This is a genomic window from Apolloniradiicaulis salifontis (assembly GCF_053756655.1).
Genome location: NZ_CM132387.1, coordinates 597,280 through 617,860, shown reverse-complemented (window position 1 = coordinate 617,860; position 20,581 = coordinate 597,280). Strand labels below are relative to the sequence as shown.

The window sequence follows — 20,581 nt, the reverse complement described above, 5'->3', positions numbered from 1 at the left end:
TTTTGTGGGCGGGCAGGCGCTCGGTCATGGGACGGAAACGCACGGGAGCGGCCGCCGGTTCTCTTACGTTACCTGGCGGCGCGCCTAAAGCGCCGGATCGAGCCCGCCGGCGATGGACGCGTTGACCCGGAACCAGCCGGCGATAGCGTAGCGGTCGGCGTGGGCCACGCGCACTTCGTGGGGGATGTCTTCAGACAGCATCAGCACCACGCCGCCGCCCTCCGGCGCGATCTCGGCGGCGGGTGGGACTGAGTCCAGGGCTTTCAGGTCAGGGCGTCCGTCCGGCCCGTCCGGCGCTCTGTCCCAGAGCGCCAGCTTGCCGCCGTCCGGCTCCGCCCAGCTGCGATTGAGATAGGTCACCATGGACACCACCCGCGAGCGCCCAGCCCGCGGACCCAGTCCCGCCGCCTCCCCGGCGCCGCGCGCCAGTCGGAAGGCGTCCAGATGGCGGGCGTAGAACCCGCCGGGCGGATAGACCGCAAAGTGAGCCTCGTATTCGAACAGGCCCAGATAGAAAGCTTCGTTCAGCGCCCGTCGCAGGATTTCGGCGCCGGCGAGATAGCGCTTCTGCGCCGGGCTTGATCCGTCCAGCCAGGCGATGCGGGTCTTTCGAACCTTGAGGCGCGTCGTCTCTTCGGCGCGCCGCCCGATCCGCCCGTCATGGGTCTCTCCTGCGGCGTCCAGAAATTCGGCCTCGGCGCGCAAATCCGCCACCAGTTCAGGGTCCAGCGCATCGGGCGCATGGGCCCAGCCGCGCTGGGCCAGACCCTCGATGAGGCTATGGGTGAGGTTGGAACCGAACGGCGGCGCACGCAGCGGCGTCACGGCGTTCATGGGGCGAAATCCTTCGCAGGGAGAGAGCCGCGTGCACTTGGAGCCGGGCGCAGCGTTTGGCAAGCGCAATCGCGCGGCGCCCTCAAGATTGCCCATCGCCGCGCGCGCGCCTAGGTTCGCTCCATCGCTGACACCCCCGCCCGGAGCTAAGTCCCCATGGCCGTGAAACGACCCGTCGATTCCTCCAGTCACGTCTATCTGGTGGACGGGTCAGGCTATATCTTCAGGGCCTATCACGCCCTGCCGCCGCTGACGCGCTCCGACGGGACGCCGGTGGGCGCGGTTCAGGGCTTCTGCAACATGCTTTGGAAGCTTCTGGAAGACCTCAAGGGCGAGGACGAGCCCACCCATCTGGCGGTGATCTTCGACCATTCCTCCAAGACCTTCCGCAACGAGATCTATGATCAGTACAAGGCCCACCGGCCCGAGCCGCCCGAAGATCTGGTGCCGCAATTTGCGCTGATCCGCGAGGCGACCCTCGCCTTTGATCTGCCCAGCATCGAGCAGGAGGGCGTGGAGGCCGACGATCTGATCGCCACCTACGCCCGCCAGGCGGCGGAAAAGGGCGCGCGCGTCTCCATCGGCTCTTCGGACAAGGATCTGATGCAGCTGGTCACCGACCGCGTGACGATGCTGGACCCCATGAAGGTGAAGCGCATCGGCCCCGATGAGGTGGTGGAGAAGTTCGGCGTGAAGCCGGACCGCGTCATCGACGTGCAGGCGCTGGCCGGCGACAGCGTCGACAACGTGCCCGGCGTGCCCGGCATCGGGATCAAGACCGCCGCCCAGCTGATCAATGAGTACGGCGATCTGGAGAGCCTTCTAGCGCGCGCCGGCGAGATCAAGCAGCCCAAGCGCCGCGAAAAACTGATCGAGCACGCCGAGGACGCCCGCGTCTCCAAGGTGCTCGTCACCCTCAAGACCGATTGCGAGGGCATGGCGGCGCTGGACGAGTTCGGCACGGCGGAACCCGATCCGGAAAAGCTGCTGGGCTTTCTCAAATCCATGGAGTTCCGCACCCTCACGCGCCGCGTGGAGGAAGGCCTGGGCGAAGGCCCCGCCGACAGCACCGGCGACGCCACCGCCGAGATCGACCGGTCAAAATATGAGTGCGTCACCACGCTGGAGCAGCTCGACGCCTGGATCGGTAAGGCGCGGCGCGCCCGCGTGATCGCGGTGGACCTGGAGACCGACGCCCTGTCGGCAAGCTCGGCACGCCTGTGCGGGGTGTCGATGGCCACCGCGCCGGGCGAGGCCTGCTACATCCCCACCGGCCATGTGGGCGGCGATCTGGCGTCTGGAACCGCGAAGCCGGAGCAGCTGGACGAGGCCGAGGCGCTGGGCCGCCTCAAGGGTCTGCTGGAAGATCCGGCGATCTTGAAAGTGGGTCAGAACTTCAAATACGACATCGCCGTGTTCCGGCGCTACGGCATTGATCCGACCCCCTATGACGACACCATGCTGCTCTCCTATGTGCAGGAGGCGGGCCTGCACAATCACGGCATGGACGAGCTCGCGAGGCTCCATCTTGACCATGAGTGCATCCCCTTCAAGCAGGTCTGCGGCACGGGCAAGAAGCAGATCAGCTTTGCTGAAGTCGATCTAACACGCGCCACCGAATACGCGGCCGAAGACGCGGACGTGACTTTGCGCCTTTGGGAGATCCTGAAGCGACCGCTGGCCCAGCGCGGCCTCTCAACCGTCTATGAGACTCTGGAGCGGCCCATGCCGGGCGTGCTGGCGAAGATGGAGCTGGCGGGCGTTAAAGTGGACACCGCCCAGCTCTCGCGCCTGTCTTCGGATTTTGCGCAGAAAATGGCCGAGAGCGAAGAGGCCGCCCACACGGCTGCGGGCCGGGCCTTCAATCTGGGCAGCCCCAAGCAGATCGGCGAGATCCTGTTTGAAGAGATGGCCCTGCCCGGCGGCAAGAAAACCAAAGGCGGGGCCTGGTCCACCGACGCCGCGGTTCTGGAAGAGCTGGCGGCGGCGGGCCACGCGCTGCCCACCGCGCTGCTCACCTGGCGCCAGTTTTCCAAGCTGAAGAGCACCTATTCAGACGCGCTGAAAGCCGCGATCAGCCCCGACACGGGCCGGGTCCACACCAGCTTCTCGCTGGCGGCCACGACCACCGGGCGGCTTTCAAGCTCTGAGCCGAACCTTCAGAACATCCCCATCCGCACCGAAGAAGGGCGCAAGATCCGCGAGGCGTTCACCGCCGAGCCCGGCCATGTCATCGTCGCGGCGGACTATTCCCAGATCGAATTGCGCCTGCTCGCCCATATCGCCGATGTGGAGGCGCTGAAATCAGCCTTCCGCGAGGGCCAGGACATTCACGCGCTCACCGCCTCGGAAATGTTCGGCGTGCCGCTGGAGGACATGGACCCGATGACGCGGCGGAACGCCAAAGCGATCAATTTCGGGATCATCTACGGCATTTCCGCCTTTGGCCTGGCCAATAATCTCGGCATCGGACGCGACGAGGCCAAGGCCTATATTGACAGCTATTTCAAGAAATTCCCCGGCATCGCGGCCTATATGGACGCCATGAAGGCCGAGGCGAAGGACAAGGGTTTCGTGGAGACGATCTTCGGCCGGCGCATCCACCTGCCCGGCATCCGCGACAAGAACCCGTCCGTGCGCCAGTTCGCTGAGCGCCAGGCCATCAACGCCCCGATCCAGGGCGCCGCCGCCGACATCATCCGCCGCGCCATGATCCGCATGGAGGACGCGCTGGACGGCGCCGGCCTCGAAGCGCGCATGCTGCTGCAGGTCCATGACGAGCTGGTCTTTGAAGCGCCCAGGGACGAGGCAGAGCGCCTGATCGAGGTGGTGCGCAAGGTGATGGTGGACGCGCCCCTGCCCGCCGCCGACCTCACCGTTCCGCTGGTGGTGGACGCCAAGGCCGCCGACACCTGGGGCCAGGCGCATTAGGATCGCGCAGGGCCTCGGGCGACGCGCCCGGATAGGCATGCATGCAAGCGATTTCGATAGCTTGAAGCATCGCCATCGACCCCGTCTATGGCTGAGATCGCAATTCCTTGTGTGACTCCGGCGGCGTATTCGGCGATCCTTGCCTCGTTAAAGACGCCTCGGCGACGCCCCCGGACGCCGAGCTTCAAGGAGGTCTTCCCATGGACGATCAAGCCCAATGCCCGTTTGCGCACACGCCGATAAGCCAGGGCCGCAGCAATCGCGACTGGTGGCCCAACGCGCTCGACCTGTCGATCCTGACCCATGGCGGCGTCAGCCCCAGCCCCATGGCGCCCGGCTTCAATTACGCCGAGGCGTTCAAATCGCTGGACTATGAGGGCGTAAAGCGCGACCTGCACGCGCTGATGACGGACTCCAAGCCCTGGTGGCCGGCGGACTATGGCCATTACGGCCCGTTTTTCATCCGCATGGCCTGGCACGCGGCCGGCACCTACCGGGTCAGCGACGGGCGCGGCGGCTCCAGCTCGGGCGCCCAGCGCTTCGCGCCGCTCAATTCCTGGCCCGACAACGCCAATCTGGACAAGGCGCGCCGACTGCTCTGGCCGATCAAGCAGAAATACGGAAACGCCCTGTCCTGGGCCGATCTTCTGGTGCTCACCGGCAATGTGGCGCTGGAGTCCATGGGCTTCAAGACGTTTGGATTCGCTGGCGGCCGCGAGGACATTTTCGAGCCTGAGAACGACGTCTACTGGGGCACCGAGGCCGAATGGCTTGGTGATCAGGACCGGTATTCGGGCGACCGCTATCTCGAGCAGCCCCTGGCCGCGAGCCATATGGGCCTGATTTATGTGAACCCCGAAGGCCCGCGCGGCCAGCCGGACCCGGAGGGCGCGGCCCACGATATCCGCGTCACCTTCAGCCGCATGGCGATGAATGACGAGGAGACCGTGGCGCTGATCGCCGGCGGTCACACCTTCGGCAAATGCCATGGCGCGGCGAACGCCGCTATGGGCCCCGAACCCGAAGGCGCCGACATCGCGGCCCAGGGTTTCGGCTGGACCAATTCCAACGGCGCCGGCCATGGCGGCGACACCATGACCAGCGGGCTGGAAGGCGCCTGGACCCCGGACCCGATCCAGTGGGACATGGGCTATTTCAAGCAGCTGTTTAACTACGAGTACGAGCTGACCAAGAGCCCGGCGGGCCACTGGCAGTGGGCGCCCAAGGACCTGAAGGCCGAGGACCACGCCCCGGACGCCCATGCCGACGCGCGCGTCCCCACCATGATGCTCACCACCGACCTCTCCATGAAGGTGGACGCCGAGTACGAGAAGGTCTCGCGCAAGTTCTTTGAAGACCCGGATGCGTTCGCCGACGCGTTCGCCCGCGCCTGGTTCAAGCTGACCCACCGCGACATGGGGCCCAAGAGCCGCTATCTCGGCCCGGAAGTCCCTGAAGAGGACCTGATCTGGCAGGATCCGGTTCCGGCGGTGGATCACGCGCTTGTGGGCGACGCCGATGTGAAGGCGCTGAAAGCTGCGGTGCTGGACGCCGGCGTCGATCCGGCCGATCTGATCTTCACCGCCTGGGCCTCTGCGTCCACCTATCGCGATTCCGACAAGCGCGGCGGCGCCAACGGCGCCCGCATTCGCCTGGCTCCCCAGAAAGACTGGGCGGCCAACGAGCCGGCCCGCATCGCCAAGGTGATCGACGCGCTGGAACGGGTGAAATCCGCCTTCGACACGCAGGCCCAGGGCGACAAGAAGATCTCCCTCGCCGATCTGATCGTGCTGGCCGGCGACGCCGCGGTGGAACAGGCCACCAGGGCCGCCGGGGAAGAGATCGACATTCCCTTCACGCCGGGGCGCACCGACGCCACCGACGAGATGACCGACGTCGACGCCTTTGAACCGCTGGAGCCTGGCGCGGACGGCTTCCGCAACTATGTGGACGCCGAGCACACCGTGCCGACCGAAGAGCTTCTTGTGGACCGGGCGCGGCTTCTCACCCTGTCGATCCCTGAGACCAGCGTTCTGGTGGCGGGCCTGCGCGTTCTGGGCGCCAATCATGGCGGCAAGAGCGACGGCGTGCTGACCACCACTCCGGGCGTGCTGACCAATGATTTCTTCATCAATCTTCTGGACATGGAGACCGCCTGGAAGGCCGTCTCGCCCGAAGAGAAGGAGTTCATCGGGACCGACCGCGAGAGCGGCGAAGAACGCTGGCGCGCCAGCCGCGTGGATCTGGTGTTCGGCTCGAACTCCCAGCTGCGCGCGGTGGCCGAGGCCTACGCCCAAGGCGATGCGAAAAAGGCCTTCATCCACGACTTCGCCCGCGCCTGGCGCAAGGTGATGATGCTGGACCGGTTCGATACGCCCGAGGCGCGGCTGTAGCGCTCTGCGCTTTCGCGCGTGACTGAATGCTGCCCCGGGGCCCCAAACCCCGGGGTTTTGCGTTGTCGATGCACCAGGTGGGCTGCGCTGAGCGGAATTCGGGTTGATTAATCCCTTTTTTTTCAGCAAGGCTGGTTCTGTTCACAGGGTGCGCTAGTATCCTTGATACCGAAATGGGAGGAATACGCCTTATGAGAACGACCAGTATCCTTGCAGCGCTGCTGGCATCGACGGCGCTGGCCGCTTGCGGCGGCGGCGAAGATCAGAGCGCGGACACCGCTGACACCACCGCCGCAGGCGAAACCGAGACCATGGCGACGGAAACCTCCGGCGAGGCCATGGGCGGCGACACCGGCATGGAGGCTGAAGCCCCCGCCGCCGAGGCGGCCCCGGCCGAGGAAGCGCCTGCAGAAGAAGCGCCTGCTGAAGAGGCGCCCGCTGAAGAAGCCTCTGCTGAAGAGCCCGCCTCTGAAGGCGGCGACATGGCGTCCACCGATGACGGCCCGCTTATCATCGCCGGCCTCACCGGCGATCCCGAAGCCGGCCGCCGCGTTTTTGCGCGCTGCCGCTCCTGCCACGTGCTTGAAGAGGGCGTGAATCGGGTTGGTCCGTCGCTCTACGGCATTTTCGGCCGTACAGCCGGTTCCGTGGACGGGTTCCGTTATTCGGAAGCCAACGCCACCTCCGGCGTGACGTGGACCGCGGAGACCATGTTTGAGTATCTGGAGAACCCGCGCGAATACATTCCGGGCACCATCATGGCGTTCCCGGGCCTGCGCGACGAGCAGGACCGCGCCGACGTCATCGCCTATATGAAGGCGAACGGCGGCCTGGGCGACCAAGGCTAGGCTGGATCGTCGCGCGCCGCGCGTCTTCGCCGGCGCGCGACATCCAGAATATGACATGCGAAAGCGGCGGCCAGTACGGCCGCCGTTATCGTATACGGGGCGCCGACAAGCGCGGCCCGCACCGCCAGCATCAGCATGACCCCCGGGGCAAGCAGGGCGGCGACGTCCACCATGGTCATGGCGCCGCGAAGGCGCGGTAAGGCCGCCAGCACGCCGGCCTCCACCACGACCAGAAGCAGGATCAGGTCGATGATCCGGCCCGAGGCGAACAACGCCTCTATCATGACAGGTTCATCGCGGCGACAGGCCCACCAGGTGGGCGAGATCCTTGAAGAAGATCTTCGCGTGGGCGGCGTGATCGGTCTTCACCAGCTCCTTCTCCATATAGCCCTGCCAGGTGAGGCGCTGGACGTCCTGATCGGCGCAGATCTTCACGAAGCGCTCGCGGCGCTTGTCGTTGCGGTACCAGAAATGCTGCATGATCCCGAGCACGAAGAAGGTCTGTCCGTGCGCCTTCATGAAGCGCTTGCGCACCGCGGCCAGGGCCCTGGCCTGACCGGTCGCCAGAAACTCCAGCGCGCCTTCACCGGCCATCTGACCGGACGTCATGGCGTAGAAGATGCCCTCGCCCGAAGACGGGGCCACCGCGCCGGCGGCGTCGCCGGCCAGCACCACGTCGCGGCCATTGTCCCAGCGCGGCGCAGGCTTGTAGGGCAGCGGCGCGCCTTCACGGCGTACGACTTCGCAACCAGCAAGGCCGGAGGATTCGCGCAGCGACTTCACCGCGCTGCGAAGGGAGAAGCCCTTCACCTGGCTGCCCGTGCCGATGCTGGCGAGCTCGCCATGGGGAAACACCCAGCCGTAAAAGTCCGGCGAAATGCGGCCGTCATAAATCACGTCGCAGCGGTCGGCGTGGTAGTGGCCGACGCTCCCGCCCTGGGGCGCGCGAACGATCTCATGATAGGCGAAGACGCTCTTGACCTTCTCGGCTCCCTTCACCGTCTGCTTGGCCAGCTTCGACCGCGCGCCATCGGCGCCGACAATGACGCGCGCGCGTACGCGGATCGTTTCGTCAGGCGCATCGTGAGGGCTGAACACGATGATCGCGGTACCGTCATCATCGCGCTCGACACATTCAAAGGAGCCGTCGCGCCGCTCGGCGCCGGCGGCTGCGGCGCGCTCACGCAGAAACTCGTCGAAGAACTCCCGGTCCACCATCCCCACATACCCGTCGCCGATGGGCATATCCACTTCAAGGCCTGAGGGCGCAAGGATACGCGCCCCGCGGGTGCGGGCCACGATCTGGGCCTCGGGGATCTTGAACTCGCGGATCAGCTTGGGCGGCACAGCGCCGCCGCAGGGCTTGATGCGCCCCGGCTTGTCGATCAGCAAAACTGAAGCACCGCCCTCGCACAGGGTTTGCGCGGCGACGGCCCCGGCGGGGCCGCCCCCGACGACGACAGCGTCATAGGTCTTGAGTGCATGCGTCATGAGGCGCCTCCCGCCAGGCTGGGTATGGACTGGGTTTGAGTTTCGGTTTCCTCCACGCCGAGCGCCAGACGCGCGGCCACGAGGAACAGGGCGGCTTCGATTGCGAAGACGAGCCCGAAGGCCACGGTCGCGTCGGCGAAGAGCGCGCGCGCCGCATCGATGGCGGCGGCGCCGAGAAAGCCTCCGACCCCAAAGGCGATCGCCTGGGCCGCGCCCCAAAGGCCGATCCGCACGCCTTCGCGGCCCGGACCGTCCGCGCCGGCCAGACCCATCATCGCGCCGATGGCGGCGACGGCGAAGGCGCCGTTGGAAAGGCCCAGAAGAAAGACGGACAATCCTAGCGGCCAGCCGGGACCCACAAGGCTGGCGGCCGCCAGGCCCAGCAACGCCAGGGACGAGGCGACGCAGCCGCCGATGACCCAGGCCTGGCGCCGGCCGAAACGGCTTCCGCTCAGCCGGGCGCCCAGCACCGCCACGCCGATCATGCCCAGAAGGACACCCGCGTTCTGTACTCCGGCGAGCTGTGTCGACTGGCCCGGCGTCAGGTTGAACACGAGGCCGCTGAACGGCTCCAGGATCATGTCCTGGCTGCTATAGGCGAGCATGGAAACGAAGACGAAGATGGTGAACCGGCGCGCCTTGGGCTCGCCCCACACCTCTTTCATCGCCTGCTTGAAATTGGTTTTCGGCGCCGCCGGGCCGGCCTCGGCGCGCCTGGCGCGCCTCGCCTGCCCGCTGCGCTCCACGCCCAGGACCGCGACGACGCACAGCGCAAAAGCGATGGCGCTCACCGCGGCGGTGACGGCCACGAAGCGGGTCAGCGTGAACGGATCAAGCTGGCCGCCGGCGACCCCGGCGGTCACGGCGAAGCCGAAAATCATCATGATCCACGTGATCGACGCCGCCGGGGCGCGCCGTTCGGGCGCGACATCGGTTGCCAGGAGCGCCAGGAGCGAAGTTCCCGCCGCGCCGACGCCGCCGCCGATCATGACAAAGGCGAAAACGGCCAGCGCGATCCCCGCGATCGGCGATGTGGCGGTCCATGCAGTGGCCACCGCAGCGAGGACGCCGCCCATCGCCAGAACCGCCATGCCGGCGATGATCCAGGGCGTACGCGCCCCGCCCATGTCGGAGCCATGGCCCCAGCGCGGGCGGGTGAGCTGCACCGCATAGTGCAGACCCACAAGCGCGCCCGGCAACATGGCCGGAAGCGCCAGCTCCACCACCATCACCCGGTTCAGGGTGGAGGTGGTGAGAACCACGATGGAGCCCAGCGCCGCCTGAACGAGGCCCAGCCTGACGATCTCGATCCAGCTTAAATAGCCGCGATCGGCGCTGCTGGTGCTTTGGGTGCGGGCGCCCGTCATGGCGGCTTCCTCAGCTCAGATTGGACACGGCGAAGGCGCTCACCAGCATGCCGAGTACGTAAAGGGTGACGCCGGTGGCGTTGAACCAGGGCGCAAGCGCCTTGGGGTCGCGCAACAGGCGGGACATCAGGATGATCTGGGCCACAAGCGCCAGGGCCACGAGACCGGCATGGATCGGCCGGCCCCAGATGAGCAGCAGCCAGACCACATAAAACTGCGGCGCCGCCATCACGACGCAAGCGATCCTCGCCGCCTTGCGCGGGCCGAGCACCGCCGGCAGCGATCTAAGCCCCATCTTCTGGTCGCCTTCGATCGCCTTGAAATCGTTAAGGACCATGATCCCGTAGGCCCCCAGGCTATAGAGAACGGCCATGGTGATGGTCGCGCCCGACGGCAGCGCCTGCGTCATCACCGCGGCGCCGGTGAACCAGGCTAGGCCCTCATAGGAGACGCCCACCGAAAGCGGACCCCAGACGCCGCTGCGCTTTAAGCGCACCGGCGGCGCGCTATAGGCCCAGGACAAGGCAACGCCCAGCGCCGCGGCCGCAAAAACCCAGATGCCGAGAAACGCCGCCCAGACCAGGCCGGCGATGGACCAGAAGATGGCGATCCAAAGCCCCCACCTGCCCGGGATGCGCCCGGAGGGAATCGGCCGGTTCGGCTCATTGATGGCGTCCACATGGCGATCAAACCAGTCATTGACCGTCTGACTGCCGGCGCACAAAAGCGGACCGGCCAGCACCACGCCGGCCAGCAGAAGGCCGAGCGTATCCAGACCGAATTGTCCGCTGGAGACCACCCCGCACCCGAAGGCCCACATGGGCGGAAACCAGGTGACAGGCTTGGACAGCTCCACCACCGCGAGAAGCGAGGTACGCAGAGGCGCGCGGGGCGGAGAGAGCGAGTGGTCCATACGGTGTAAGGTATGGCGAACACATAAAAGCGTCAACTAAACTTGACGCTTTTTCAGGGCCGATTTCGCGAGACGGTTCAGGGCCGCCGCGGGGCCTCAGTGTTCGGATTTGGGCTGCAGCTCGCCGATCTTGTGGCGGTGCATTTTCGCGTAAAGGCTCTGGCGGCTCAGGCCGAGGATTTCGGCGGCCGAAGCGCGATTGTCATTGGTCAATTCCAGCGCCGCTTCGATGCAGCTGCGCTCGATCATGTCGGTGCTCTCGCGCACGATGTCCTTGAGCGCGACGCGGCCGACGAGATCTGACAGCTGGTCCACGCTGCCGGGCATCGGCGCCCCTTCAGCCCCACGCCCGGCCACAAGGCGCCGGCCCACCGGCCGAACCGAAAAGCCGAACACGCCGCCGGTGGGCCCCGGCGCGGCTACGGCGGAAACCTCCACCGGCTCGCGCAGATCGTGGCGGCTGCGCAGCAGGGTGGCGAAATTGCGGATCACGCCGTGCTCGCGCAGATTGGCCATGAGCACGTTGAGCTCGGTTTCGGTGCGGCCCAGATAATGCTCGATGGGCGCACCCATCGCCGCATCAGCGTCGCTGAGCTGGGCCAGCTCTACAAAGGCCTCGTTGACGGAGAGAATCTTGCCGTCCTCGCCGGTGAGCACCAGCCCGTCCGGAAGAATGGCTGCCAGCCGGGACAGGGAGGCGTCGGAGTCCGCCGCCGCCTTGGGGTCTTTGGCCGACAGCCGCACCAGATAGTAGACTTCGCGGCCCTGGCGATAGACCGAGGCGAGCATCAGGCAGGGCTTCTTGGCGCCCTCGGGCGTCAGCTCGATCTGCTCGGTGCGGCCGGTCTTGCGGGCCACGGCAAGCGTTTCGCGCACTGATTCCGCGCAGCCCGCCCCGAAAGCGCCGTCCAGCGACCGGCCTTCAAGGCGTTGCGAGGAGCGGCCCAGCAGCCGGGCCGCCGCCGGATTGACGTCGGTGATCCGAAATGAATTACCGTCGATGATGACGACGCCTTCGGAGGCGAGCTGGAACAGGAGCCGGAACCGCGTCTCGGCCTCACGCACGCGGGCATAGTCGCGCTCCATGGAGCGCTGCGCCTCGATCAGGCGCTGCTGCATGCTCGACGCCGCCCGCAGATCGCGGCCCACCGCCAGAATCCAGCCGCCGCGTCCGGCGGGCAGGGTGAAGTAGGAGATTGGCAGATCCGACCCGTCGGGCCGGCGCTGATTGACATGACGCCAGCGGCGGGGCCCGGTGGCGCTGGGCTGACCCAGCAGGGCAATAACCTTCTCGCGCGAATCGGAGTTTACGAGATCAATCCATTTCTGACCGATCCAGGAATCCACCGAATCGGCCTCGGAAAACTCTTCACCCGAATAAGCGGCGTCACGCACGACGCCGCGCTGGTCCACGAGCAAGGCGAGATCGGCTGCGTTGGCGGCGAGGTCCGCCGCCGCTTCGTCCACGAACGCCGAGCGAACGACCTCGCGGGATCTAAACCGCGCGTTCGGGCCTACTGGGGCCTTGGTATCCATGGAGTCGCCTTGTGATTAAAGATTCAATCGATCATTCAACGCGCGAGAGCCTATGAACCAAACGCTGCGCAGTGACAACCGCACGCACCCCGTCCGTAGCGGTTGCATCCGCACCCACACGCTTGGCCAGGCCAAGGTCTTCATTAAACGCGTTCCCGCCCACCAGGACGAACACGTCGCGATTAAGAGAGCGCGCGCGAACAAGCTTGATCGCGGAGCGCAAGGTACGCAGATTCAGGTCCGAACTCACAGACAGGCCGACCACGTCGTAGTGGTCTTCACTCACTGCGCGCGCGATGTGCGCGACCTCGGGCGTGGACTCGCAGCGGACGCGCCACCCGGCCCGGGTGAAAAATTCACCGACCATCACGACTCCGAACACGTGTTGCTCGCCCGGCGCCGGCGCCAGGAGCACCCGCGGAGACACCCCGCCGGCGCCCATGCCGGTGGGACAGTCTGCGTTCACACGCTCCAGAACCCGGTGCATCTTCATCAGGCCGATCGTGACGTCGGCGAAATCGCATCCGTCCTCGTCCCACAGCTTGCCAAGGCGGCGAGCCGCCGGAGCCATGAGCTTGAGCAGAATGTCTTCGTGAGAGGCGCCCGCGTCCATCAGGGTGTCGATCTCCGCGACCAGGTCATCGGGATCGGCCGTGATCGTGCGGCGCGCGAAACCGTCCACCTGGTCCGCGTCGAATTTGAGCGAACGCAAGGCTTCTGAGCCGTCGGCCTTCATCATCTCAGACGCGCCGCGATTAACCAGCATGAGCCGCGGAATGATTTCCGCCTCGATCAGCTTGTCCAGGACCTCCTTGGGCGGACCGGCGGGCTCAAGCTCATACGGCTTGCCGGCCTGACCCCAGTTTTTCCAGTCCAGTGACAGCTGCGTCGCGCGGGCGAGGCCCGCGAGCCCGAACCGATTCAAGGCTGTGTCGGCCATAACAAGTGTCCTCCCATCCCCGCGTGAATGATCGGACGATCGAGCCGCCCCTCTCCACGCTTTGTGTACCGGCGCCGGTTGACCGGCGGCGGCGGTGACGGACCGACCCTGAGCCAGGGCGCCAGGTCGGACCGCCCCTTCATTGACACTCATCGTGGCAGCTTCTTTTTCCGAAGACCAGAAATTTTGAACCTGAGCGCATTCTATAAAGCGATCTCAATCTGTCAATTTTTTCGGACGTCCAAAAATATTGACACTTTGGAAATTCCTGCCGTACGCTGTCCTCCATAGACATGCGCAAGGGAGGCCGCGCCATGCGGGCCGCAACACAAAGCCACGATCGCCGAATCTCTCATGAGCCGGGTCAGACCCTGCAGGGATGGATCGACATGATCGCCCCCTGCCCCTGGACCGCTCACGCAGGCTGCGCGAGTCGGCATCACCACCGCATCGAGCGCAAGACCCGCGCTCCGCTCTACACGCCTGAGCAAAGAGTGCGCCGCGACGCGACCCCCTGGACGCTGGTCCAGGGCCTTCTCGCGCCGCTTCAGTTTCTGGTGTTCGCCATCAGCCTGTTTCTGGTGTTGCGCTATCTCAGCACCGGCGAGGGCTATCTTCTGGCCACCCTCTCGGTGATCGCCAAGACGGTGCTGCTCTACACGATCATGGTGACCGGCGCGATCTGGGAGAAGGTGGTCTTCGGCCGCTATCTCTTCGCGCCCTCCTTCTTCTGGGAGGACGTCTTCTCCATGCTCGTCCTGGCCCTGCACACCGCATATCTGGCTGCGGTCTTCTTCGGGCTGGGCACATCCACCGATCAGATGTTGCTCGCCCTGGCGGCCTACGCCACCTACGTCGTCAACGCAGGTCAATTCATCTGGAAACTGAGGATGGCGCGTCTGGAGGGAGCCCCTTCGTGACCTCCACGCCTGCTACTGTAACGTCTGAAGGCGGCTGCGCCCCGGAGATCCTGCGTGAGCGCGGCCAGCGCGAAGTGTTCTGCGGATTGACCGGCATTGTCTGGCTGCACCGCAAGATCCAGGACGCCTTTTTCCTCATCGTCGGCTCGCGCACCTGCGCGCACCTGATGCAGTCGGCGGCCGGCGTGATGATCTTCGCCGAGCCCCGATTCGCCACCGCGATCATTGAGGAGCGCGATCTGGCCGGCATGGCCGACGCCAATGAAGAGCTCGACCGGGTCGCCGCCCAGGTCCTGGCGCGGCGCCCGGACATCAAGATGCTGTTTCTGGTGGGGTCCTGCCCCAGCGAAGTGATCAAGCTTGACCTGTCGCGCGCCGCCGCGCGGCTCGACGCCGCCACCGACGGCGTGCGCGTGCTCAGCTATAGCGGCAGCGGCATTGAAACCACCTTCACCGAAGGCGAAGACACCTGCCTTGAAGCCCTCGTCGCCGAGCTGCCCCGCGCGCCGGCCGAAGAGGCTTCGCTGCTGGTGGTGGGCGCCCTGGCCGATGTGGTGGAGGACCAGTTCGTCCGCCTGTTCGACGCTCTGGGGGTCGGCCCTGTCCGCTTCCTGCCCGCGCGCACCTCCGGCGATCTTCCCGCGGTGGGTCCCGGCACGCGCTATCTTCTGGCCCAGCCTTTCCTGGCCCGCACCGGCGCGGCCCTTGAAGGGCGCGGCGCACGGCGGATCGCGGCGCCGTTTCCCCTGGGCGCCAACGGCACCGAAGCCTGGCTTCGCGCCGCAGCGGACGTCTGGAGCGTCAGCGAAGACCGATTCGAAACCGTCATCGCCGCGCCGCGCGCTCGCGCCCGCAAGGCGCTGACCCGTCACCGCGAAGCCCTTTCGGGCCGCAGCGTCTTTTTCTTCCCCGATTCCCAGCTCGAAATTCCGCTGGCGCGCTTCCTCCACGAAGAGCTCGGCGCCCGGCTGATCGAGGTGGGCACGCCCTATCTGCACCGCACGCATCTTGACTGCGAGCTGCCGCGCCTGCCGGCTGATGTCCAGCTGAGCGAAGGCCAGAACGTGGACCGTCAGCTTGATCGCTGCCGCGCCGCGCGCCCCGACCTCACCGTGTGCGGGCTCGGCCTGGCCAACCCGCTGGAGGCCGAGGGCCTCTCCACCAAGTGGGCCATCGAGCTGGTCTTCACACCGATTCAAGGCTTCGAGCAGGCCGGCGATCTGGCCGAGCTGTTCACCCGCCCCTTGAAGCGCCGCGATCTTTTGAGGGTTGGATGAAACTCACAGTCTGGACATATGAAGGCCCGCCCCATGTGGGCGCCATGCGTGTCGCCACCGCCATGGAGGATCTGCACTACGTCCTCCACGCGCCCCAGGGCGACACGTATGCGGACCTGTTGTTCACCATGATCGAGCGGCGCGACCATCGCCCGCCGGTGACCTACACCACCTTCCAGGCCCGCGATCTGGGAACCGACACCGCCGAGCTGTTCAAGGTCGCCGCCCAGGAGGCCTATGACCGCTACAAGCCCACGGCCATGCTCGTGGGCGCGTCCTGCACGGCCGAGCTGATCCAGGACGATCCCGGCGGACTCGCCACCACGCTGGGCCTGCCCATTCCGGTCCTGCCGCTGGAGCTGCCGTCCTATCAGAAGAAAGAAAACTGGGGCGCGTCGGAAACCTTCTACCGCTTGGTGCGCGGCCTGTGCGGCGCCAGCGCCCCGGCGCCCGGCGAGGCCAAGGCCGAGCGTGCGCCCGGACGTCCGCGCTGCAATGTTCTGGGCGCCGCGGCGCTGGGCTTTCGCCATCGTGACGATGTCAAGGAAATCACCAGCCTTCTCAACCGCATGGGCGTCGACGTTTCGGTTTGCGCGCCCTTGGGCGCCACTCCGGCCGATGTCTCGCGGCTGGGCGAGGCGGACTTCAACGTCGTCCTCTATCCCGAGATCGCCGGCGAAGCCGCCCGCTGGCTGGAGAAAGCCTTCGGCCAGCCTTACACCAAGACCATCCCCATCGGCGTCGGCGCCACGCGCGACTTCGTCGCTGAAGTGGCCGAGATCGCCGGCGTGGATCCGGCCGCCGGCCTGGACGAGCGCGATCTGCGCCTGCCCTGGTGGTCGCGCTCGGTGGATTCCAACTATCTCACCGGCAAGCGTGTCTTCATCTTCGGCGACGCCACCCACGCCATCGCGGCGGCCCGCGTCGCGGTCGAGGAAATGGGTTTCGAGCTGGTGGGCCTGGGCGCGTATAATCGCGAATACGCCCGCGGCGTGCGCGAGGCCGCAGCAAAATACGGCGTCGAGCCGCTGATCACCGACGACTATCTGGAAGTTGAAGCCGCCATCGAGGCCGCCCGCCCCGAGCTGGTGCTCGGCACCCAGATGGAGCGCCACATCTCCAAGCGCCTCAGCGTGTCCTGCGCGGTGATCTCCGCGCCGGTTCATGTGGAGGACTTCCCCGCGCGCTACGCCCCCCAGATGGGGTTCGAGGGCGCCAATGTCATCTTCGACACCTGGGTTCACCCCCTCGTCATGGGACTGGAAGAGCACCTGCTCGGCATGTTCCGCGAAGACTTTGAATTCAGTGACGAAGCCGGACCGTCCCATCTTGGGTCCCACGCTCAGCACACTACGCCCGAGCCCGCTCAGGCCCCGCAGACCGACGCCGTCGACGGCGCGCCGGTATGGGGCGAGGACGCGCTCGCCGAGCTGAAGAAGATCCCCTTCTTCGTGCGCGGCAAGGCTCGCCGGAACACCGAGAAGCATGCCGCAGAGCAGGGTGTGACGGAGATCAGCGTGGACACGCTCTACGACGCAAAGGCTCACTATGCGCGATAATATCGATATGCCCGAGTACCGGGTCGTCATCGTCACGCTGGACAACCATGCGGCCGGCCCCTGCCTGCGCGTGCTCGACCGGCTGACCGCTGACTTTCCCGGTCTGCATGTCAGCGTGCATGCCGCCGCCGAGTGGTCAGAGAACCCGGCCGCGCTGGACGCGGCCCGCGCAGCCGTGCTCACCGGCGACATCATCGTGGCCAATCTGCTGTTCCTTGAAGAGCACGTTCAGGCGATCCTGCCGGTCATGCGCGAGCGGCGCGACCATTGCGACGCCATGCTCGGCGTGGTCGCCGACACCCAGCTGGTGAATCTCACCCGCATCGGCGATCTGGACATGTCCAAGCCGAGCTCGGGCGCCATGGCGATGCTGAAGAAGCTCAAGCCGAAGACAAAGCGGTCCTCCTCGGCCGAAGCCTCCATGAAAATTCTGCGCCGGCTGCCGCAGATCCTGAAATTCCTGCCCGGCAAGTTCCAGGACCTGCGCGCCTACTTCCTGACCATGCAGTACTGGCTCGCCGGCTCGGACGACAATGTCGAACAGATGATCCGCTTCCTGGTCGGCCGCTACGCGCCCGATCGTGAGTGGAACAAGGTGCAGGCCAAGGCGCCGGTGGATTATCCAGCCGTGGGTCTCTACCACCCCGATCTGCCGGGTCATCACATCACCACCGACCTGGCCGAGCTTCCGGGGCCGAAAAACCCGGTGGCCACGGTGGGCCTCGTGATGCTGCGCAGCTATGTGCTGGCGTCCGACACCGCCCATTTCGACGCCGTGATCCGGGCGTTTGAGGCGCGCGGCCTGCGGGTGGTCCCGACCTTTGCGGGCGGGCTCGACGCGCGCCCGGCCATGGACCGCTATTTCAAGGACGCCAACGGCGCCTCCATCGACGCGCTGGTGTCGCTGACCGGCTTCAGCCTCGTGGGCGGCCCGGCCTACACCGACAGCACCGCCGCGGTCGAAGCCCTCACCGGCCTGGACGTGCCCTATATCGCAGCGCACTCCATCGAATTTCAGACCCTGGGCCAGTGGGGCGACAGCGCCGGCGGCCTGGGTCCGGTGGAGACCACCATTCTCATCGCTCTGCCCGAGCTGGACGGGGCCACCAACCCCACCGTGTTCGGCGGCCGCCACGGCGCGGAACCCTGCACCGGCTGCCATCGCGGCTGCACCAGCGAGGCCGGCTCCAAGGCCATGGCGCCGTGCACCGAGCGCATTGAAGTGCTGGCCGAGAAGACCGCCCGGCTGGCCAAGCTGCGCCGCATGGAGAACGCCGAAAAGAAAGTCGGCGTGGTCCTGTTCGGCTTTCCGCCCAACGCCGGCGCCATCGGCACCGCAGCCTATCTCAGCGTCTTTGAGAGCCTGTTCAACACCCTCAAGCGCATGGCCGCCGAAGGCTATGACGTGGAGGTTCCCAAAACCGTCGACGCCCTGCGCGACGCGGTGCTCAAGGGCAATTCCGCGCAGTACGGGCAGGAAGCCAATGTCGCCGACAAGGTCAGCGCCGACACAATCGTCCGCAACACGCCCCCGCTCAAAGCCATCGAGGCGGTGTGGGGTCCGGCGCCGGGCAAGCAGCTCTCTGACGGGCGCAACGTTTTCATTCTCGGGGCCCATTTCGGCAATGTCTTCGTCGGCGTTCAGCCTACTTTCGGCTATGAAGGCGATCCCATGCGGCTCCTGTTCGAGCGCGGATTCGCCCCCACCCACGCCTTCACCCAGTTCTATCTCTGGCTCAAGAACACCTACCAGGCCGACGTGGTGCTGCACTTCGGCATGCACGGCGCGCTGGAGTTCATGCCGGGCAAGCAGGCCGGGCTTGGCGCGCGCGACTGGCCCGACCGGCTCATCGGCGAAATGCCGAACGTCTATCTCTACGCCTCCAACAACCCCTCCGAAGCGAGCCTGGCCAAGCGCCGCGCCAACGCAGTGACCGTCACCCACGTGACCCCGCCGCTGGCCGCGTCCGGCCTCTACAAGGGCTTGTCCGAACTGAAAGACAGCGTCACCCGCTGGCGCGCCATGGGCGCCGACGACAGTCACCGCGCCGAGCTCGCCGAGCTGATCGTCGAGCAGGCTGAAGCCGTGGACATGGACGGCTCGAAGCCCGAGGCCCTGTGGCTGATGCTGCTGGAGACCGAGGACGCCCTGATCACGGACGGGCTCCACGTGCTGGGCCGCGCGCCCGACGAGGCCGAAATCGCCGAGCACCTGTCGGTGATGGCGGAAACCAATCCGAAAATCCTGGCCCAAGTGGCTGAACACCTGCGCGGCGACGCCGAGCTGACCGGGCTGATGCGCGCTCTTTCCGGCCGCTTCATCGCGCCGGCGCCGGGCGGCGATCTGATCCGCTCGCCCGAAGTCCTGCCCGCGGGCCGCAATATCCACGCCTTTGATCCGTTCCGCATGCCGACCCCGTTCGCCATGGCTGACGGCGCCAAGCAGGCCCAGCTCCTCCTGGACACCCACCCCACCCTGCCGCGCTCGGTGGCGCTGGTGCTCTGGGGCTCCGACAACATCAAGTCCGACGGCGGACCCATCGCCCAGGCCCTGGCCCTCATGGGCGCAAAACCGCGCTTTGACGATTATGGCCGCCTGTGCGGCGCCGATCTGATTTCGCTGGAAGAACTGGGCCGTCCGCGCGTGGACGTGGTGATGACCCTGTCGGGCATTTTCCGCGACCTGCTGCCGCTCCAGACCCACCTTCTGGCCGAGGCCGCGTTCAAGGCCGCCACCGCCGACGAGCCGGTGGAGATGAATTTCGTGCGCGCCCACAGCCTGGCCTATGCCGAAAAAATGGGCTGCGACATTGAAGACGCCAGCCTGCGGGTCTTCTCCAACGCTGAAGGCGCTTACGGCGCCAACGTCAACGCCCTGGTGGACAGCGGCGCCTGGGAGAATGAGGACGAGCTGGCGGACGCCTATCAGAACCGCAAGTCCTTCGCCTATGGCCGCAACGGCAAGAGCCGCTCCAGCAAGGAACTCCTCAACGAGACCCTCAAAGATGTCGAGGTCGCCTATCAGAACCTTGAATCGGTCGAACTCGGCGTCACCACGGTGGACCATTATTTCGATACGCTGGGCGGGATCAGCCGCGCGGTGAAGCGCGCGCGCGGAACCGAAGCGGCCGTCTATATCGGCGACCAGACCCGCGGCTCGGCCAAAGTGCGCACCCTCAAAGAACAAGTCGCCCTGGAAACCCGCTCGCGGAGCCTGAACCCGAAATGGTTTGAAGGCATGCTCAAGCACGGCCATGAAGGCGTTCGCCAGATCGAGGCGCAAGTGACCAACACGCTAGGCTGGTCGGCCACCACCGGCCAGGTCGAGCCCTGGGTCTATCAGCGCCTGTCGGAGACCTACGTCCTCGACGAGAAGATGCGCAACCGGCTCGCCGAGCTGAACCCGCAAGCCTCCGCACGCCTGTCGGAGCGCCTGCTGGAAGCCCATGAGCGCAACTACTGGCAACCCGACCCCGAGACGCTGGAGGCGCTGAAGCGCGCCGGCGAAGCCATCGAAGACCGCCTGGAGGGGGTTCTCCCCGCCGCCGCAGCGACCGCGTAGTGACACGCAA

At 66.4% G+C, this 20,581-nt stretch carries 14 protein-coding genes; 7 read left to right on the top strand and 7 right to left on the bottom strand.

What is annotated here, in order from left to right; translation table 11 throughout:
• Positions 1 to 84 precede the first annotated feature (84 nt).
• Positions 85 to 834, bottom strand: a complete 750-nt coding sequence (locus tag ACWCOP_RS02905) for a 2OG-Fe(II) oxygenase (RefSeq protein ID WP_478249732.1) — start codon at positions 832 to 834, stop codon at positions 85 to 87.
• Between the two features lie 156 nt (positions 835 to 990).
• On the opposite strand from ACWCOP_RS02905, the gene polA reads away from it, so the two are divergent.
• The 3 genes from polA (at position 991) to ACWCOP_RS02890 (ending at position 7,006) form a co-directional block, all read left to right on the top strand.
• Positions 991 to 3,765: a DNA polymerase I gene (gene polA, locus ACWCOP_RS02900; protein ID WP_478249731.1), complete on the top strand. Its 2,775-nt coding sequence runs from the start codon at positions 991 to 993 to the stop codon at positions 3,763 to 3,765.
• Between the two features lie 200 nt (positions 3,766 to 3,965).
• The gene (gene katG / locus ACWCOP_RS02895) at positions 3,966 to 6,158 is read left to right on the top strand and encodes a catalase/peroxidase HPI (protein WP_478249730.1); all 2,193 of its coding nucleotides are present in this window, start codon (positions 3,966 to 3,968) and stop codon (positions 6,156 to 6,158) included.
• A 191-nt stretch (positions 6,159 to 6,349) separates the two neighbouring features.
• Positions 6,350 to 7,006: a c-type cytochrome gene (locus ACWCOP_RS02890; protein ID WP_478249729.1), complete on the top strand. Its 657-nt coding sequence runs from the start codon at positions 6,350 to 6,352 to the stop codon at positions 7,004 to 7,006.
• Here ACWCOP_RS02890 and ACWCOP_RS02885 read toward each other — a convergent pair.
• The 6 genes from ACWCOP_RS02885 to ACWCOP_RS02860 form a co-directional block, all read right to left on the bottom strand.
• Positions 7,003 to 7,290, bottom strand: a complete 288-nt coding sequence (locus tag ACWCOP_RS02885) for a hypothetical protein (RefSeq protein ID WP_478249728.1) — start codon at positions 7,288 to 7,290, stop codon at positions 7,003 to 7,005. The genes ACWCOP_RS02890 and ACWCOP_RS02885 overlap by 4 nt on opposite strands.
• A 7-nt stretch (positions 7,291 to 7,297) precedes the next feature.
• Positions 7,298 to 8,497, bottom strand: a complete 1,200-nt coding sequence (locus tag ACWCOP_RS02880; RefSeq protein ID WP_478249727.1) for a geranylgeranyl diphosphate reductase — start codon at positions 8,495 to 8,497, stop codon at positions 7,298 to 7,300.
• Positions 8,494 to 9,864 (bottom strand): BCD family MFS transporter, encoded by a 1,371-nt coding sequence (locus tag ACWCOP_RS02875; RefSeq protein ID WP_478249726.1) that lies wholly within the window; start codon positions 9,862 to 9,864, stop codon positions 8,494 to 8,496. The genes ACWCOP_RS02880 and ACWCOP_RS02875 overlap by 4 nt, the downstream gene beginning before the upstream one ends.
• Before the next feature lie 10 nt (positions 9,865 to 9,874).
• Positions 9,875 to 10,777 carry a chlorophyll synthase ChlG gene (gene chlG, locus ACWCOP_RS02870; protein ID WP_478249725.1) on the bottom strand — a complete coding sequence of 301 codons (903 nt, stop codon included), beginning with the start codon at positions 10,775 to 10,777 and terminating at the stop codon, positions 9,875 to 9,877.
• Positions 10,778 to 10,873: 96 nt separating this feature from the next.
• A complete protein-coding gene (gene ppsR / locus ACWCOP_RS02865) occupies positions 10,874 to 12,313 on the bottom strand; it encodes a transcriptional regulator PpsR (RefSeq protein WP_478249724.1) in 1,440 nt (479 codons plus the stop codon).
• A gap of 31 nt (positions 12,314 to 12,344) precedes the next feature.
• A complete protein-coding gene (locus ACWCOP_RS02860) occupies positions 12,345 to 13,253 on the bottom strand; it encodes a cobalamin B12-binding domain-containing protein (RefSeq protein WP_478249723.1) in 909 nt (302 codons plus the stop codon).
• 314 nt (positions 13,254 to 13,567) lie between these two features.
• Here ACWCOP_RS02860 and bchF point away from each other — a divergent pair, with 314 nt between their 5' ends.
• From bchF to ACWCOP_RS02840, 4 genes are read left to right on the top strand one after another with little or no spacing between them, the layout of a single operon-like run.
• Positions 13,568 to 14,173 carry a 2-vinyl bacteriochlorophyllide hydratase gene (bchF, locus tag ACWCOP_RS02855; RefSeq protein WP_478249722.1) on the top strand — a complete coding sequence of 202 codons (606 nt, stop codon included), beginning with the start codon at positions 13,568 to 13,570 and terminating at the stop codon, positions 14,171 to 14,173.
• On the top strand, positions 14,170 to 15,450 hold the full coding sequence (locus ACWCOP_RS02850; protein WP_478249721.1) for a ferredoxin:protochlorophyllide reductase (ATP-dependent) subunit N: 1,281 nt from the start codon (positions 14,170 to 14,172) through the stop codon (positions 15,448 to 15,450). Before bchF ends, ACWCOP_RS02850 begins: the two co-directional genes overlap by 4 nt.
• Positions 15,447 to 17,009, top strand: a complete 1,563-nt coding sequence (gene bchB, locus ACWCOP_RS02845; RefSeq protein ID WP_478249720.1) for a ferredoxin:protochlorophyllide reductase (ATP-dependent) subunit B — start codon at positions 15,447 to 15,449, stop codon at positions 17,007 to 17,009. Before ACWCOP_RS02850 ends, bchB begins: the two co-directional genes overlap by 4 nt.
• Complete coding sequence (locus tag ACWCOP_RS02840; RefSeq protein ID WP_478249719.1) at positions 16,999 to 20,571, top strand: magnesium chelatase subunit H; 3,573 nt, start codon at positions 16,999 to 17,001, stop codon at positions 20,569 to 20,571. Before bchB ends, ACWCOP_RS02840 begins: the two co-directional genes overlap by 11 nt.
• Positions 20,572 to 20,581 lie beyond the last annotated feature (10 nt).